Origin of the sequence: Algibacter luteus (assembly GCF_900141715.1) — a bacterium.
GTDB classification, from domain to species: Bacteria; Bacteroidota; Bacteroidia; order Flavobacteriales; family Flavobacteriaceae; genus Arenitalea; species Arenitalea lutea.
Genome location: NZ_FQYK01000010.1, coordinates 65585 through 81684 on the forward strand (window position 1 = coordinate 65585; position 16100 = coordinate 81684).

Here is a 16100-nt window from a genome sequence, read left to right on the forward strand (position 1 = left end):
TTATTTTTTTAAAGTTAATATCCAGTTAAGTAAATCCTCTAAAATGCTCGTATTTAGAGAATACTCTACAAATTGTCCTTTTTTCTCACTTGTAATTAAATCGGCTCTTTTTAAAATATCTAAATGATGTGATATACTTGGTTTTGATATATTAAACCGTTCAGCTATTTCCCCAGCATTCATGTCTTTTTCCTTAAGTAATTCGACAATCTGTCTTCTAGTTTCATCATTAAGGGCCTTAAATAAAGAATTCATTTCTTATTTAGTTATTTAGACAAATATCTAAATATTAATTTACAAATCCAAATAGAGCTCTAGTTTAATGGTCTATTTTTGTTAATAACTCCTATTAAATTATAGCTTCAAAATTCCTAATTCAAAACTGAATTTTTAACTTTGTTACTTTACCAAAAACAATGGAGCACTTTGTAGTATCGGCTAGAAAATATCGTCCGCAAACGTTAAAAGACGTTGTGGGACAGCAGGCTATTACAAACACCTTACTTAATGCCATTGAAAGCAATCATTTAGCACAAGCTTTATTGTTTACTGGTCCGCGCGGTGTTGGCAAAACAACCTGTGCACGTATTTTAGCTAAAATGATTAATAGCGATGGTACGGAGGCTACCGATGAAGATTTTGCGTTTAATATTTTTGAACTTGATGCCGCTTCTAACAATTCAGTTGATGATATTCGAAATTTAACAGACCAGGTTCGTATCCCTCCACAAATAGGCAAATACAAGGTTTATATTATTGACGAGGTACACATGTTATCTCAAGCTGCTTTTAATGCTTTTCTTAAAACACTTGAAGAGCCCCCAAAACACTGTATTTTTATATTAGCAACTACTGAGAAGCATAAAATTATACCAACTATATTATCACGTTGTCAGATTTTCGATTTTAAGCGAATAACGGTAACCGATGCTAAAAATTATTTAAAATACATCGCTGAGGAGCAAGATATAACTGCTGAAGATGATGCATTGCACATCATTGCTCAAAAGGCTGATGGCGCGATGCGAGACGCCCTTTCTATTTTTGATAGAGTGGTTAGTTTTTCGGGTAAAAACCTAACCAGACAAGCAGTAACAGAAAATTTAAATGTTTTAGATTACGAAACGTACTTTGAAAGCACCGATTTAATACTTGAAAATAAAATCCCGGAATTATTAATCCAATTCAATGAGACACTGGCAAAAGGTTTTGATGGGCATCATTATATAGCAGGTTTAGCGTCGCATTTTAGAGATTTGTTGGTTAGTAAAACCCAAGAAACTATAGCGTTATTAGAAGTCGGCGACCAAACCAAAACCAAATATCTAGAGCAATCTAAAAAAGCTTCTCAAGAGTTTCTCATGCAAGGTATAAATCTTGCTAACGATTGCGATCTTAAATACAAAACGAGTAAAAATCAACGCTTACTTGTTGAACTATGCCTTATGCAGCTTGCCTCTATCACTTTTGATGGAGAAAAAAAAAATAGCAAAAACTACATAATTCCTGCGTCGTACTTTAAAAATAAAGGTATAACGCCTATTCCAGTAACTTTACCTAATAAAGTTGAAAAAGCTACTTCTACTTCGGAAGCAAAAACAGAAACGCCAGAGCCCAAAGAAAAAATATCTGAAGTGGTTGAACAATTTCAAGTCAAAGATCCACCTAAAATTGTTTTAAAACAAGAAAACAAGCGCACGTCGGGACTTTCATTAAGCAGCCTAAAGGCTAAAAAAGAGCATCAAATAAAACAAATGAATGTTGTTATTGATGAGGAAGATTTGCCGAAAGAACCCTTTACAGAAAAAGATTTTATACAAGTTTGGAACGATTATATCGAGAAATTGCGTGACGATGGTAAGCACAATTTGGCTTCAATTTTATCTATAGACACGCCTAAAGTAACAGATACCACTGCACATTTAGAATTTCCTAATGCAACCAATAAAGTTGAACTTGAGCGCCAACAATATGATCTTTTGGGTTATATAAGAAAGACTTTAAATAACTTCGATATCAATTTATCTATAACAGTAAACGAAGTAATGGAAAAGCAATATGCTTATACAACCTTGGAGAAATTTGAGAAATTAAAAGAAAAAAATCCAAGTATTGATATGTTAAGAAAAACTTTCGACTTAGATGTTTAAGTCATTGATATATAATACAATAAGATAGTTATAAATTTAAAACCATGCTAGGACTTAAATTACCTACGGACCCGCGTTGGGTTAATATTGTTGAAAAGAATATTGAAGAAATACTTACCGATCATGCTTTTTGCGAACAAAAAGCAACCAGTACCGCTATTTCTCTAATTGTTAGTTTTCCGGAGTATACTGAACTTGTACAAGAAATGGTAGCACTTGTTAAAGAAGAAATTAGTCATTTTAAAATGGTACACGACAAGATTCTTGAACGCGGTTGGATTTTAGGAAGAGATAGACGTGATGATTATGTTATTGAATTGCTTAAATTTTTTCCGAAAGGAGGAAGCCGAACGACGCAATTAGTACATCGTTTATTATACGCAGCACTTATTGAAGCTAGAAGTTGTGAACGATTCAGATTACTATCTGAAGAATTAGAAGATAAAGAATTGGCTACTTTTTACAGAAATCTTATGGTAAGTGAGGCTAACCACTATACTATGTTTCTTGGGTTTGCTCGAAAATATGGAAATAAAAAAGAAGTTGATACCAAATGGCAGCAACTTCTTGAATATGAGAGTAAAATTATAAGTAATCTTGGAACTTCAGAGGCGATACACGGTTAAAATTTATAACCAACACCAAGCTGAATATTTCTATTTTTAGCTACGACACCAGAGATTTCATCAAAAACATTTCTAATACCATAGTTGTATCTAACATCTACGAAAAGCGCGTAGTTAATTTTATAATCTACACTGGCAACCGCAGAGTATGCTAAGTTTTTCATACCGTCTTCGTATTTATGAACTTTTAGTCCCATTTGTGGACCAAAACCTGCGTGAAACTTTTCGTTAATTCTAAATCTAAGCAAAACAGGCATTTGTATATAATCAAGATTAAGAGGTTCAGCATCAGCGCCTTCAGCGGAAAACTGAATCTCTGGAACTAAAGATAAAGTTCTTGATAATCCAATATTAGCAAAGAAACCAACATACATACTGTTTCGATGTTTGTTATCCATTGTTGGAGTGCCTTCAAAGTCTAAATGCGAAATAGTATATCCACCTCTAACACCATATTTTAAGCCCAAAGATGAAGAACCTGGTTCTTTAACTTCTGTAGAATCTGTAACTACAATAGTGTCTTCATTTTGAGAAAATCCATAAAATGAAAAACCAAAAAGTATTGTAAATAGTAATAATTTTTTCATCTGTTTGTATTATTAAATTAAATCTATCAGATGCAATTTGCCAAAATATTAGGGAAGTTGAAGCAACACGAATACTATAGGCTATGTCATTATTAATAGATTTGGGTTGTTATTAATAGTAATTATGCGGTTACGAATATATATTATAAATTTAAAATAAGACAATTATACAAGCTAAAGTGCATAATTTTACTGTGTATTGCTAGAAACTGTATCGTAATAGATGCTTTTAATGATACCATCTGCAAGTCCTATTTTAGGAACATATATGTTTTTTGCACCACTCCATTTCATCGCAGAAAGGTAAATTCTCATAGCAGGAATAATAACATCGGCCCTGTCTTGATTTAAATCAAGCTCTGTAATACGCTCTTCATAAGAATAGGTTTGAAGCATATTATAATACGATGTCATATAAAAATATGAAAGGGGTTTACCCATGGCTTTTCCAGAGACCTTAAAGATTTTATTAATGTTACCACCAGAACCTAAAACATCAATTTTATGGTATTTTTTGGCATGTAAACCAATCCAATCTTGAAGTTCTTGCCAAGTTTCTTTTTTAACCATATCATTTAACAACCTTACAGTGCCAATTTTGAACGATCTAGACGTGATTTGGTTGCCTTCATGTATAATGGTAAACTCGGTGCTTCCACCACCAACATCAACATATAAATAGGTTTTATCGGGGTTTATAAATTTATTTAAATCTGTTGCGGCGATTATAGCTGCTTCTTCTTCACCACCAATAATATCGATAATAATTCCGGCTTCTTTTAAAACTAAATCAACTACTTTTTTGCCATTATCTGATTCTCGCATAGCAGAAGTTGCACAAGCTTTGTATTTAACTACTTTATGCGATTTCATTAGTAATTTAAACGCCAGCATGGTATCGAGAACGCGTTGCGTGTTTTCTTTAGAAATTTTATTCTTTATAAACACATCGGCACCTAAACGAATGGGCACACGAACCAAGGAGTTTTTTTTAAATTGAACTGGTTTTCCTTTTTGCTCAATGATATTTGAAATAAGTAATCTTACAGCATTCGAACCAATATCTATCGCAGCATATTTTTTTATTGAAAGCATCCTAGTCTTCTATTTTTTTAAGGTAATAGTCGTAAGTAGCAAATTGAGATCTTACCTTTTCCTTATCATTTTTTAGATATTCATTTTCTTGGGAATCAGTTAATAATCTCGCTTTTACATTATCATTCCAACTGATATTGAATGTATCGATGATTTCTTTTTTAATGTCGTCATCATAAATTGGGCAACTTACTTCTACTCTATTTTCAATATTTCTGGTCATCCAATCAGCCGAAGAAATATAAAGTTTGGAATTCTCATTATTTCCGAAGATATAAACTCTAGAATGTTCTAAAAACTTATCTACTACACTAATTACTTTTATATTTTCGCTCATGCCTTTTATACCAGGAATTAAGCAGCAAAGCCCTCTAACAATCATTTGAATTTTAACCCCTGCTCTACTGGCTTCATATAATTTATCAACCATGGGATAGCTGGAAATACTATTCATTTTTAATCGAATAAGCCCTTCTCGACCCTGTTTCACATTTTCAATTTCTTTGTCTATCAACTTAAAAACAGCACTTTTAGTGTAATGAGGTGATACAATAAGATGTTTATACTTATAAATTCTGTAATTAGTTTCAAAGAAGCTAAAAATTTGATCAACGTCTTTTAAAATCTTTTTATTTGATGTGAATAGCGTATAATCAGTATAAATTTTTGCTGTTGATTCGTTGAAATTACCAGTGCTTATAAAACCATAGCGTCTTAGTTTTTTTCCTTCTTCACGCTCAATCACACACATTTTACTGTGCACTTTAAGTCCTGCTACTCCAAAAATTAAATTAACGCCTTCATCTTCCATTTGTTGGGCATAATCAATATTGGCTTGTTCATCAAACCGTGCTCTTAGTTCGATAGAAACCGTTACAGATTTACCGTTAATAGCCGCATTTATAAGCGAACTCGCCACATGTGAAATTTCAGCAAGTCTATAAATTGTAATTTTTATGGTTTTAACTTTAGGGTCTAACGCGGCTTCTCTTAAAAATTTCACAACATATGCGAAAGTTTGGTAAGGAGCGTGCAGTAAATAGTCTTTCTTGGCTATGGCTTCAAAAATACTGTCTTTTAAACTTAACCCTTTTATTGGTAGTGGCTCAATTTTAGAATAAAGTAAATCTGTTCTCCCTAAACTCGGGAAACTCATATAATCTCGTCTGTTGTGATATCTCCCGCCAGGAATTATACTATCGGTTGTATCAATGCCCATTTTAGTCATTAAAAACCTAAGGGTTTCTTTATGTATCGTTTTATCATATACAAATCGAACAGGTTCGCCTATTTGACGGTGTTTTACACTATCTGAAATTTTTTCAATAAAACTTTTACTTAAATCACTTTCAAAATCTAACTCACCATCTCTGGTAATTTTTATCATATGAGCTGAAATAGATTTGTAATTAAAAATATTGAAAATATCCTCCAAACAGTAGCGTAATAAATCATCCACCATAATGATGAAATTTTTATCACCTTCTTTAGGAAGTTCAACAAATCGATTAACAGATTTAGGGATTTCAATAAGTGCAAATTGCTTTTGGTCTCCAGACATAAGCATTCTTACAGCTAGATAAGCAGCACTATCTTTTAAATTGGGTAAAACTACGGAGTCATTGAGTATTATGGTAACAAGCGCAGGACTTACAGTTTTAATAAAATATTCTTTAATGAATTCATGTTGTATGTCATCAATTTGAGTTTCATCTATAACATAAATGTTTTCATCTTTAAGACTTTGGTCTATTATGCGTAAAATTTCAACACTTTCACTTTGTTGCTTGATTACAATTTGGGTAATAATTTCTAGTAATTCTTTAGCTTTTATGCCACCTAATTCACTCTTACCGCCTTTACCTGCTTCAACAATGCGTTTTACAGTAGCATATCTTACTTTAAAAAACTCATCTAAATTATTCGAAAAAATACCTAAAAACCGAAGTCTTTCAATTAATGGAACTGTTTCATCTGCAGCTTCTTGCAAAACTCTTGCATTAAATTGAAGCCAACTAATTTCTCTATTTATGTAACTATTATTGTTTGAAATTTCAGTTTTCGACATTAATTATCTCTTTAATTTTACTACAAAACAAATATATTCTATTTACTAGAAAAACAATGCCTTTAAATGCTTAAGCTGTTATAAAATTTCAACAATTATTTAAAATATTTAAGATGAATAATTTTTATTTAAAATTACGCGGAAAAAAGGTGTTTTGCGTTATTCCTGGTTTTAATGCATTCCAATTATCAATATCAAACTCAATAATAACCACTCCACTAGTTGGAACATTATCTATAAAAGTGCTGCCATAAGTATTAACAAAATAGGTTATCGCATGATTATGTCCAAAAACCATTAAGGTGTTCACAGTGGTATCGCAGGATTTTATTGTTCGAATCAAATCATTTCCTGAAAAATCGTACAAATCATGATTCAATATTACGATTTCAGGATTAATATTGAGTTCAGAAATGAAAATTTCAGATGTCATTCGAGTTCGCACCGCATCACTACATAACACCAAGTCTATGTCTAAATCCAGTTTGTTTAATGCTTTAGAGACAAAGGCAGCATCCTTAAAACCCCTTGTTTTCAGTGGTCTAGCATGATCATCAACCGGATGTTCCCAAGAAGATTTCGCGTGTCTAACTAAAATTAATCTTTTCATAAAACATCGTTTAAATGCATTTTTCATCGATAAAAAACAACAATTATCGATAAAATGTTGGTTTTTTCGGATTAAATATATATTTTGGCTCACTAAAATAATAGAATAATGACCCCAAATCGAGTTCACTCAAATTATCTATCGGCATTTATATTCGTGCTATTCCCTCATTCAATTATAGAATTAATTGCTTTTAAATCATTAAACACATGATTTACAGGTCATTCTATAATCTAAAATATAACAAATAATTTTTATGTCGATTGTCGACACATTTTATAATGAAGGAAAATTACGAAATTATGAATACAAATTGCAATCTTATTAAAAGCATGTCTACTGTTTTTAAAAAATCCCTTGGTGCTTTTTTAAATCTGCTTTTCATTCATTCTTTTAAAACAATAAAAAACAAACCCAATGTAGTATGGCTCGTAGCCGTATTATTCTTATTGGGATTATATACTAACCAACTTAACGCACAAAATCCTGGGCAAGCAGCCAACTTTAGTATAAAGGCTGATACCTATTCAGGTGCTTTTAATTCGGTTTCTGATGACTGGTTTCAAGGTCCAAACGGTAACGGTATGATTGACGAAAGTCAAACTGCCGCGTGGACAGCCATTACAAATGCCAAATCAAATCAAGCTTTTACAGCACGATCTAAATACAACCAATATCAAGTAGTTGATGGTTACTTGCTTTATGATGCTATTTATGGTAGAGATCATGTAAATTTAAGTGGATCAAATGACTTTACTTCCTTTGCAGGAAGTAGTGGTAAAAATGGTGATAACCCACAAACTACATGGGTGGTTGATAATACAGGTTCACCAACAAGTACTGTCGATTTATTAGATGTATACGCACACATACGTAGAGAAGGTAGTACCGTGGGTCAAAACATGTGGCTAGATATGGCGGTATCTACTTTAGGAAACACCGGAACGCACTATGTAGATTTTGAATTATTTACAACTGATTTAGCCTTAAATGGCGCCGGTGGTTTTCAAGAGTCTGGTGATGATTTACAAGGAGGACATACAGCTTGGTCGTTTGATGGCAGTGGTAATATTACTGGCTATGGCGATTTAGTTGCCGGATTTGCGTATTCAGGATCTACTATCCAAGGTGTTGAGCTAAGAATATGGGTAAAAAGAAGTGATTTTGAAAATGTAACCCCGGCAGGATTTAGTTGGGGCGCAGAATGTGATGGAGATTCAAATGGATCGACATACGGATACGCCCAAGTAATAATTCCACCTGGTGGAAAATTCGATTCAGGTAATCCTGGAAATGTATCGGGCCCACCATGGAAAACATTTAGTGGTGGCGAACCATCGTTCACTTATGACAACGGAGCCTTTGCCGAAGTAGGTATAAATTTATCTGTTTTAGGTGTAGACCCAAGTGTAGCTAATAGCAATCCTTGTGACCCTCCGTTTAAAAAAATATTAGTAAAATCAAGGTCTTCAGCATCTTTTACATCAAACCTAAAAGATTTTGCAGGACCTTATGAGTTTTTAGCGTCTCCTTTGGTAGATACCACCATTGATGTTGAAGCACCTGGTCATTTTTTATGTGAAGCAGAGCAACTACAATTGTCACCGTTAAATCCTTATAACGGTGCTTATTATGTTTATACTACTCTAGATGGCGAATTTTTAGATGGTACTCAAGAATTTATCGGCGAAAACGCTATAATTACAAAACCAGGAACTTATAAATTAACCGGTTCACCTGCTGCTGGTTGTACGATAACTGAAAGTTATGTTACCATTTATGCACAACCTTGTGCGATAGATGATGACATGGGTGAAATTATAGAAAATAGTAGCACTGGTGTAAAATTAAAGGTAACATTTAATGATACTGATCTTGATGATGATATAGACAAAACGACACTTAATAATGATAGCCCTTTATTACAACCAACAGGAGGTACATTAATTATTAATTTTGCTGGTGATATTACATATATTCCTAATCCTGATTTTTATGGTCCCGATTCTTTCGAGTACCAAATTTGTGATGACCAAGGTTTTTGTGACACCGCACTAGTAACAGTAATGGTATTACAAGATTCGGATGATGATGGAACAGGAGATATATACGATTTAGATAATGATAATGACGGTATCCCAGATACCATTGAATGTGCCGTAGTAGCCAAACCACGTATTTTGAATGCCGATTTTGAAGCTGTAAATATTGTATCTTCTGGCTTAGATGAGGGGCCTACAGATGTCGTAGCCGGTTATCCTGGGATATGGAAAGGAGATGAAAGTAATATTCCCAATTGGGAAAGTACTGATACTAGCAGCCATTTAGAAATTTGGAATAATGCACACAACTTAAGAAACGGTGCGGGACATGATAGGGATGGAAAAGCCTACTCAGGTAGCCAATGGGCAGAAGTAAATGCCTCATCAAACAATGGGTTGTATCAAGATATTATTACCACTCCAGGCGATGTATTACAATGGTCTTTTGCACATCGAAAAAGAGTAGGTTTTAAAAATAGTGCTAATGAAGATATTGTAAGTCTAGAAATTGGTGCCCCGGGTAGTACGATAAGTCAAGGAAATTTCACCTCTCACCCTTTTTCAATTTGGACTAAACATACGGGTACATATACCGTTCCGGCTGGCCAAACCGTTACTCGATTAACATTTACTTGGGTACAATCGGCATCTGGTAATGCAACTCAAGGAAATTTTATTGATGCTGTTGAACTATATTTTGTAGATACTGGTTGTGCGGATAGCGACGGTGATGGTGTTCCAAACAATTTAGATTTAGATTCTGATAACGATGGTATACCTGATGTTTTAGAGGCTGGTTTTGAAGATGCGAATAACGACGGATTAGTAGATACTTCAAACTATGGCAATAATGGTTTAGCTAATGAAGTTGAAACTTTTGCTGATAGCGGCGCTTTGGCGGTTCTTCCATTAAACTCTGATGAATCAACGGATATTTCTGCTGGAATGTACGACTTTTTGGACGTAGATTCTGATAATGATGGAATTACAGATACGAAAGAAGCATTCTCTGATAATATCATGTATAATGATGCAGATAATGATGGCCTCATTGATGGTTATTTTGATATAGATATTAATGGATGGTTTGATACCATTGATGCGGAACCTACTTTTCCGGTTAGACGAAATTCAGACTCAGATGCTTTTCCAGATTATTTAGATATCGATTCTGATAACGACGGTATTCCAGACACAGTAGAAGGAAATATTGATGTACTCGATGCCGATAATAACGGTATTGTTGGAGACGGAATTCCTAACGATGAAGATTTTGATGGACTTGCAGATACCAACGACCCTGACTTTACAGGCAATGTGCTTGGTGGTTCAGGATTCTATCAAGATACAGATGGTGATGGATTAAATAATACTATTGATATTGATGCCGATAACGACGGAATTATTGATAATACCGAAGGCTCTTCAACATTTGCATATATCGCACCAGCAGGAACAGATACCGATGGTGATGGATTAGACGACGCTTACGATGTTGATAACGGCGGTACTGCTATTGGATATGTAAATATTGACGGTGGAATGAATCCTGATTATTTAGATGTGGATTCAGATGGTGATGGAATAAAAGATATAAGAGAAAATAATATTGTTAATACAGCAGATGCCGACGTTTTAGATTTAAATAACGACGGAATGGTTGACCCAACTAAATTTACTGATGCAGATGGCGATGGATTAGCAGATGAATTCGATTTAATTAATGGAAAAACCAATACATTAAATGGAACCAATAACAATCAAACACCAAATTCTCAACCAGATGCAGATCCGCAAAATCCAGGAGGCGATAGAGACTGGAGAGAATGGTATGGACAAGATACCGATCTCGATTTAATCCCGGATTATTTAGATTTAGATGATGATAATGATGGTATTTTAGATACCGTAGAAGAAGCAGCAGCAGATACCGATATTGATAACGATGGTATCCCAAATTTATTAGATTTAGATTCTGATGGCGATGGTATTCCAGATCATACAGATGCTGGTGGTACTTTTGATTACGATAATAGCGGTATGCCTGGAACAGGTATTTTAACTACAACGGATAAACTTCCACCACCTAATGCGGCGTTATTCGAGGTAGATGCAAATGGAGTTCCGACATTAGTCGGACCCACGGGTATTTCACCTTTAGATAGCGATGGAGATGGTTTACCTAATTATTTAGATTTAGATTCTGATAACGATGGAATACTTGATGTTATTGAAGCTGGAGGTAACGATGCTAACGGCGACGGTATATACGGTCCTGGTACTTCAAATGATATAGATTCTGATGGTATTGCCGATGCTATTGATTTATTCGATAACACCGGTGGAAATGCAGATGTATTACTTGGAGGAACACCCTTAACCGTGCCAGATTCCGATGGTGATCTTATAAAAAACTTTCAAGATTTAGATTCTGATAATGATGCTATCCCGGATATTGTTGAAGGCCAACCAACCATTGGTTATGTAGCGCCTTTAGGTAGCTTATTGGACACCGATGGTGATGGAATTAACGACAGATTTGATATTGATAGCGGCGGAACACCAATTGTACCAGTTGATACTGATTCAGATTATACGCCAGATTATTTAGATTTAGATTCTGATGGTGATTTTCTTTTCGATATCGCTGAGTCTGGAGCAACGCGAGCTGCTGCTGACGGTGATAATGATGGAAAAACTGATAATACCGTAGGAGCTAATGGATTGGATAATACGTTCGAATTATTAGATACTTATGCAGACCCTAATGGAACTTTAGATGATACTCAATTTGATAATTTTCCAGATGAAGATTCAGATGTGTTTTCGGGTGGTGATGTAGATTATAGAGATGGTGGTGTTGAAGATTTTGATGGTGATACAGTCCCAGATGCGATTGATTTAGATGATGATGATGACGGGATTTTAGATACTGACGAATCCTATGGTGCAAACCCAAATGCTGATGACGATGGTGATGGCTTATCAAATTATTTAGATCCAGATTTTTGCACCTTAAATGCCTTTGGTATTTGTGCTAATTTAGATATAGATAACGATGGAATTCCAAATCATTTCGATTTAGATAGTGATGGTGATGGTTGTAACGATGCCATGGAAGCTTATAATGATGCAACCGTAGATCCTGATTTCGATGGTATTTGGGGTTCAGGCGTACCTGTTGTTGATGCAAACGGTTTAGTTATTGCTGCTGGAGTTACTGGTTCAACATATGATACCACGCCTGCTGATACCGATACCTCTACAATTGCAGACTTTTTAGAAAGCACCATATTTGTGGCATGTTTATCAGATTTAAGTATTACTAAAACAGTTGATAATACGACACCACAAATAAATGATATTGTGACATTTACAATAACCATTTTTAATTCTGGGCCATTCACAACTTCTGGTATAAAATTACGCGATTTATTACCTTCAGAATTAGCATACAATGCTACAAATTCAACCATTCCTCCTTCTACTTCTTACGATAGTAGCACGGGTGTATGGGATTTAAGTAGTATCACGCTTGGTATAAATGCTTCAATTCAAATTCAAATTGCAGCAACAGCAAGTGCTAGTTGTTCGCTTACTACAAATGAAGCAGAAATAATTAGTAGTAAAAGATTTGATTTAGATTCAACGCCTGACAACAACAACATAGCTGAGGATGATTATGATACAGCAACTTTAACCGTTACAGATACTACCGATCCTACTTGGACGTCAACGCTTCCAGTAAATGGTACCTATCAGTGTAACGCGGTGCCAGCGCCTGTTACTTTAACAGCAACAGATAATTGTGGAACGGCAACCGTAACTTATAATGAAGTAAGAACAAATGGGTCTTGCGATTCCAATTATACATTAACAAGAACTTGGACAGCCACAGATTGTTGTGGTGCTAACAGTATTTCTCATGTACAAACATTAAATGTTATTGATACAACAGCGCCAACTGCTAGTGACACTACCCCACTTACTGTGCAATGTTTTAGCACAATTCCCGCAGCAGACCCGAATGTGGTTACTGGGGAATCGGATAACTGTTCATCGAACGTGACAGTAGCATTTTTATCAGAATCGAATAATGGTGGTGCTGGTACAACTACTAGTCCTTATGTATTAACTAGAATTTACCGAGTTTCTGATGATTGTGGAAATTATATTGATGTTCCGCATCAAATTACAGTTATTGATAATACGGCTCCGGTAATTGATACTGCGGCATTTGATTTAGCAGTACAATGTGATGGATTAGGAAATAACGATGAACTAAATAATTGGTTAGCTACCAATGGAAGTGCAGCAGCTACTGATAATTGTGGAACATTAACTTGGACTAATGATTATACAGGTTTAGTTACTTCATGCGGAAGTAATGCATCTGCAACTGTTACATTTACAGCGACAGACGACCATGGGAACTCAGCAACAACTACTGCAACTTTTAGTATTGTAGATAATATAAGTCCTGAAATACTTGGTTTCCATTCAACAGCAAGTAATGAACAATCACTTTGTGAAGATATTCCTGTGTTAACTTTTACATCTTATAGCGAAGAAAGTGGCGATGGTAACAATGCTACGTTTTTACAAGGTGAAGTATTCAGGTTTCCAAATGTTTATGTTGGAGCTGATGCCCTATTAACAATAGTAGATATAGTTAATGCAACAATTCCTGTACTAGACGATAATTCGAACGGACCAAATGCACTAAAACCTCAAACACGCTTCGCATTGACTAATGTTGGTGATAGAGCCTATGTTGAATATAGAATTGATTTTGTTGAGGCTGGAACATCTACGCCAAAATCTTTACCGGAATTTAGTACTAATTTTAATGATATTGATGGAACTAATAATTATAGAGAAGTAAATTGGACGGAGTTAACCACAAGTTATACCGTAAACGACCCAACTGAACTTACAATAACACAAGAAGACCCATGGTTGGTAGCTACTTCCGGTCCAATAACCTATAATGGAACTGCGAACACCAATCCTCAAATCAATATATCTACAAGAAATATGGATGCTTCATCCTATTCATTTCGAGTTGGAGCCGAAGCGATAACCGCAAATGTTCCTTCAACAATGAGGCAGCACAATATAGAATTTGCCTGTATTGGAAATTATACAAGTGCGCATACTTTTAAAACAGTAACTATGGAGTGCCAAGACGTTGAGGCGGCACCAATATTAACAGCTACTGATGATTGTAGTCTAGTAGATGTCGTTTATGATGAAGTTCGAACAGATGGAAGTTGTGATAATCAATATACTTTGGTTCGTACTTATACAGCTACAGACGAATGTGGTAATGAAGCTAAAGCAACCCTAACAATTAATGTTATCGATACTACAAATCCAACTTGGATTGATACGCCATCGGATGCTTCAGTTGAATGTGATGGAACTACTGATCCTAGTGGTGCTTTTGCTGCTTGGTTAACAAGCTTTTCTGGTGAAGATTGTGGCGCATCCGCTCCAACAATTACTAATAATAGCACAGGATTAAGTGATCTCTGCGGTGCAACAGGCTCTGAAACAGTAACATTTACGCTGACTGATGCTTGTGGAAACTCAATTACTCAAGATGCTACGTTTACTATTGTTGATACAACTGATCCCGTATTAAGCGGAGTACCAGGTGATATTACTGTAGAATGCGATAATATTCCTGTTGCTGCAACACCTACTGCAACAGATACTTGTGATGCTGCACCAGTTTTAACATTATCTGAGACAACAACCGTTGGTTCTTGCCCTACCTTATATACTTTAACTAGAACTTGGACTGCGACGGATGCTTGTGGAAACACTTCAAGTGCATCTCAAAATATTACAGTTCGAGATACAACGGATCCTACTATTTCTGTTCCAGTTGATTCAACTGTAGAATGTGGAGATTCCACAGATCCCACAGCCACTGGAACTGCAACTGGCAGTGATGCTTGTGGAGCTGTTACTATTACATATACAGATAGTTCAACACAAACTAGTAATGGCTCATGTACAGATTATGTATATACAATAACAAGAACTTGGACGGCGACTGATACTTGTAGTAATACAAATACAGCTGTGCAGACTATTACTGTTGAAGATACTATTGCTCCTACAGGAACCACTCCTGCTGATGCTTCTTACCAGTGTATTTCAGATGTTCCTGCGGCGGATACGGCTGCAGTGACCGATGAAGCTGATAATTGTGGTGGACCTGTAACTGTAACGGTTGCTGATACTAATAATGGTGGGCTTGGTACTACTTCAAGTCCTTATATAGTTACGAGAACTTATACTTTAACGGATTGTGTTGGGTTAACAACTAATCTTATACAAACCATTACCGTTATTGATAATATAGCTCCAACTATTACATGTCCTGGTAATATTAACCAAGATGTGGATGCGGGTACTTGTTCCGCAAACATAATATATACAGCACCTACAGGAACAGATAACTGTTCTGGTGCTACAACGGTACAAATAGCTGGATTACCTTCTGGTTCTGCCTTCCCTGTGGGAACAACAACTAATACGTTTGAAGTAACAGATGCAGCTGGTTTAAAAGCGACCTCTTCTTTTGATGTCACAGTTAATGATACTCAAGCACCAGCGATTACCTGTCCAGCAGACATCGTTGTAAGTAATGATACAGATAGTTGTGATGCTGTAGTAACGTATGTTGCTCCAGTAGGTACAGATAATTGTGCAGGTGCAACAACCGCATTGTTATCAGGTCCAGCTTCAGGATCAACCTTCCCATTAGGCACAACAACAGTGACCTATGAGGTAACGGATGCTGCAGGAAACAAGACCCAATGTAGCTTTGATGTCACAGTTAATGATACTCAAGCACCAGCGATTACCTGTCCAGCAGACATCGTTGTAAGTAATGATACAGATAGTT

Annotated in this window: 8 protein-coding genes; 3 read left to right on the forward strand and 5 right to left on the reverse strand. The window is 35.4% G+C overall.

Translation table 11 applies throughout. The features are described from left to right. Nucleotides 1–255, reverse strand: coding sequence for an autorepressor SdpR family transcription factor (locus tag BUA46_RS14290; protein ID WP_019388528.1), 255 nt, complete (start codon nucleotides 253–255; stop codon nucleotides 1–3). Nucleotides 256–416: 161 nt separating this feature from the next. On the opposite strand from BUA46_RS14290, the gene dnaX reads away from it, so the two are divergent. Both dnaX and BUA46_RS14300 read left to right on the forward strand, forming a co-directional pair. Beyond that, nucleotides 417–2150 (forward strand): DNA polymerase III subunit gamma/tau, encoded by a 1734-nt coding sequence (gene dnaX / locus BUA46_RS14295; RefSeq protein ID WP_019388527.1) that lies wholly within the window; start codon nucleotides 417–419, stop codon nucleotides 2148–2150. A 44-nt stretch (nucleotides 2151–2194) separates the two neighbouring features. Then, nucleotides 2195–2776, forward strand: coding sequence for a MiaE family protein (locus BUA46_RS14300; protein ID WP_019388526.1), 582 nt, complete (start codon nucleotides 2195–2197; stop codon nucleotides 2774–2776). Here BUA46_RS14300 and BUA46_RS14305 read toward each other — a convergent pair. The 4 genes from BUA46_RS14305 to BUA46_RS14320 form a co-directional block, all read right to left on the reverse strand. Then, complete coding sequence (locus tag BUA46_RS14305; RefSeq protein WP_019388525.1) at nucleotides 2773–3363, reverse strand: porin family protein; 591 nt, start codon at nucleotides 3361–3363, stop codon at nucleotides 2773–2775. The genes BUA46_RS14300 and BUA46_RS14305 overlap by 4 nt on opposite strands. A 189-nt stretch (nucleotides 3364–3552) precedes the next feature. After that, nucleotides 3553–4458 (reverse strand): Ppx/GppA phosphatase family protein, encoded by a 906-nt coding sequence (locus tag BUA46_RS14310; RefSeq protein WP_019388524.1) that lies wholly within the window; start codon nucleotides 4456–4458, stop codon nucleotides 3553–3555. A 1-nt stretch (nucleotide 4459) separates the two neighbouring features. Further along, complete coding sequence (gene ppk1, locus BUA46_RS14315; protein WP_019388523.1) at nucleotides 4460–6526, reverse strand: polyphosphate kinase 1; 2067 nt, start codon at nucleotides 6524–6526, stop codon at nucleotides 4460–4462. Nucleotides 6527–6650: 124 nt separating this feature from the next. Next, complete coding sequence (locus tag BUA46_RS14320; protein WP_019388522.1) at nucleotides 6651–7136, reverse strand: SixA phosphatase family protein; 486 nt, start codon at nucleotides 7134–7136, stop codon at nucleotides 6651–6653. A 302-nt stretch (nucleotides 7137–7438) separates the two neighbouring features. Between BUA46_RS14320 and BUA46_RS14325 the strand changes: the two genes are divergently transcribed. Continuing rightward, on the forward strand, nucleotides 7439–16100 hold an 8662-nt coding region (locus BUA46_RS14325; protein ID WP_178313110.1), incomplete at its 3' end, for an HYR domain-containing protein.

Excerpts from the sequence above, each read along its gene's own strand:
- BUA46_RS14310 (WP_019388524.1), bottom strand. The coding sequence starts at position 4,458 with ATGCTTTCAATAAAAAAATATGCTGCGATAGATATTGGTTCGAATGCT.
- BUA46_RS14305 (WP_019388525.1), bottom strand. The coding sequence starts at position 3,363 with ATGAAAAAATTATTACTATTTACAATACTTTTTGGTTTTTCATTTTAT.
- dnaX (WP_019388527.1), top strand. The coding sequence starts at position 417 with ATGGAGCACTTTGTAGTATCGGCTAGAAAATATCGTCCGCAAACGTTA.
- BUA46_RS14300 (WP_019388526.1), top strand. The coding sequence starts at position 2,195 with ATGCTAGGACTTAAATTACCTACGGACCCGCGTTGGGTTAATATTGTT.
- BUA46_RS14320 (WP_019388522.1), bottom strand. The coding sequence starts at position 7,136 with ATGAAAAGATTAATTTTAGTTAGACACGCGAAATCTTCTTGGGAACAT.
- BUA46_RS14290 (WP_019388528.1), bottom strand. The coding sequence starts at position 255 with ATGAATTCTTTATTTAAGGCCCTTAATGATGAAACTAGAAGACAGATT.
- ppk1 (WP_019388523.1), bottom strand. The coding sequence starts at position 6,526 with ATGTCGAAAACTGAAATTTCAAACAATAATAGTTACATAAATAGAGAA.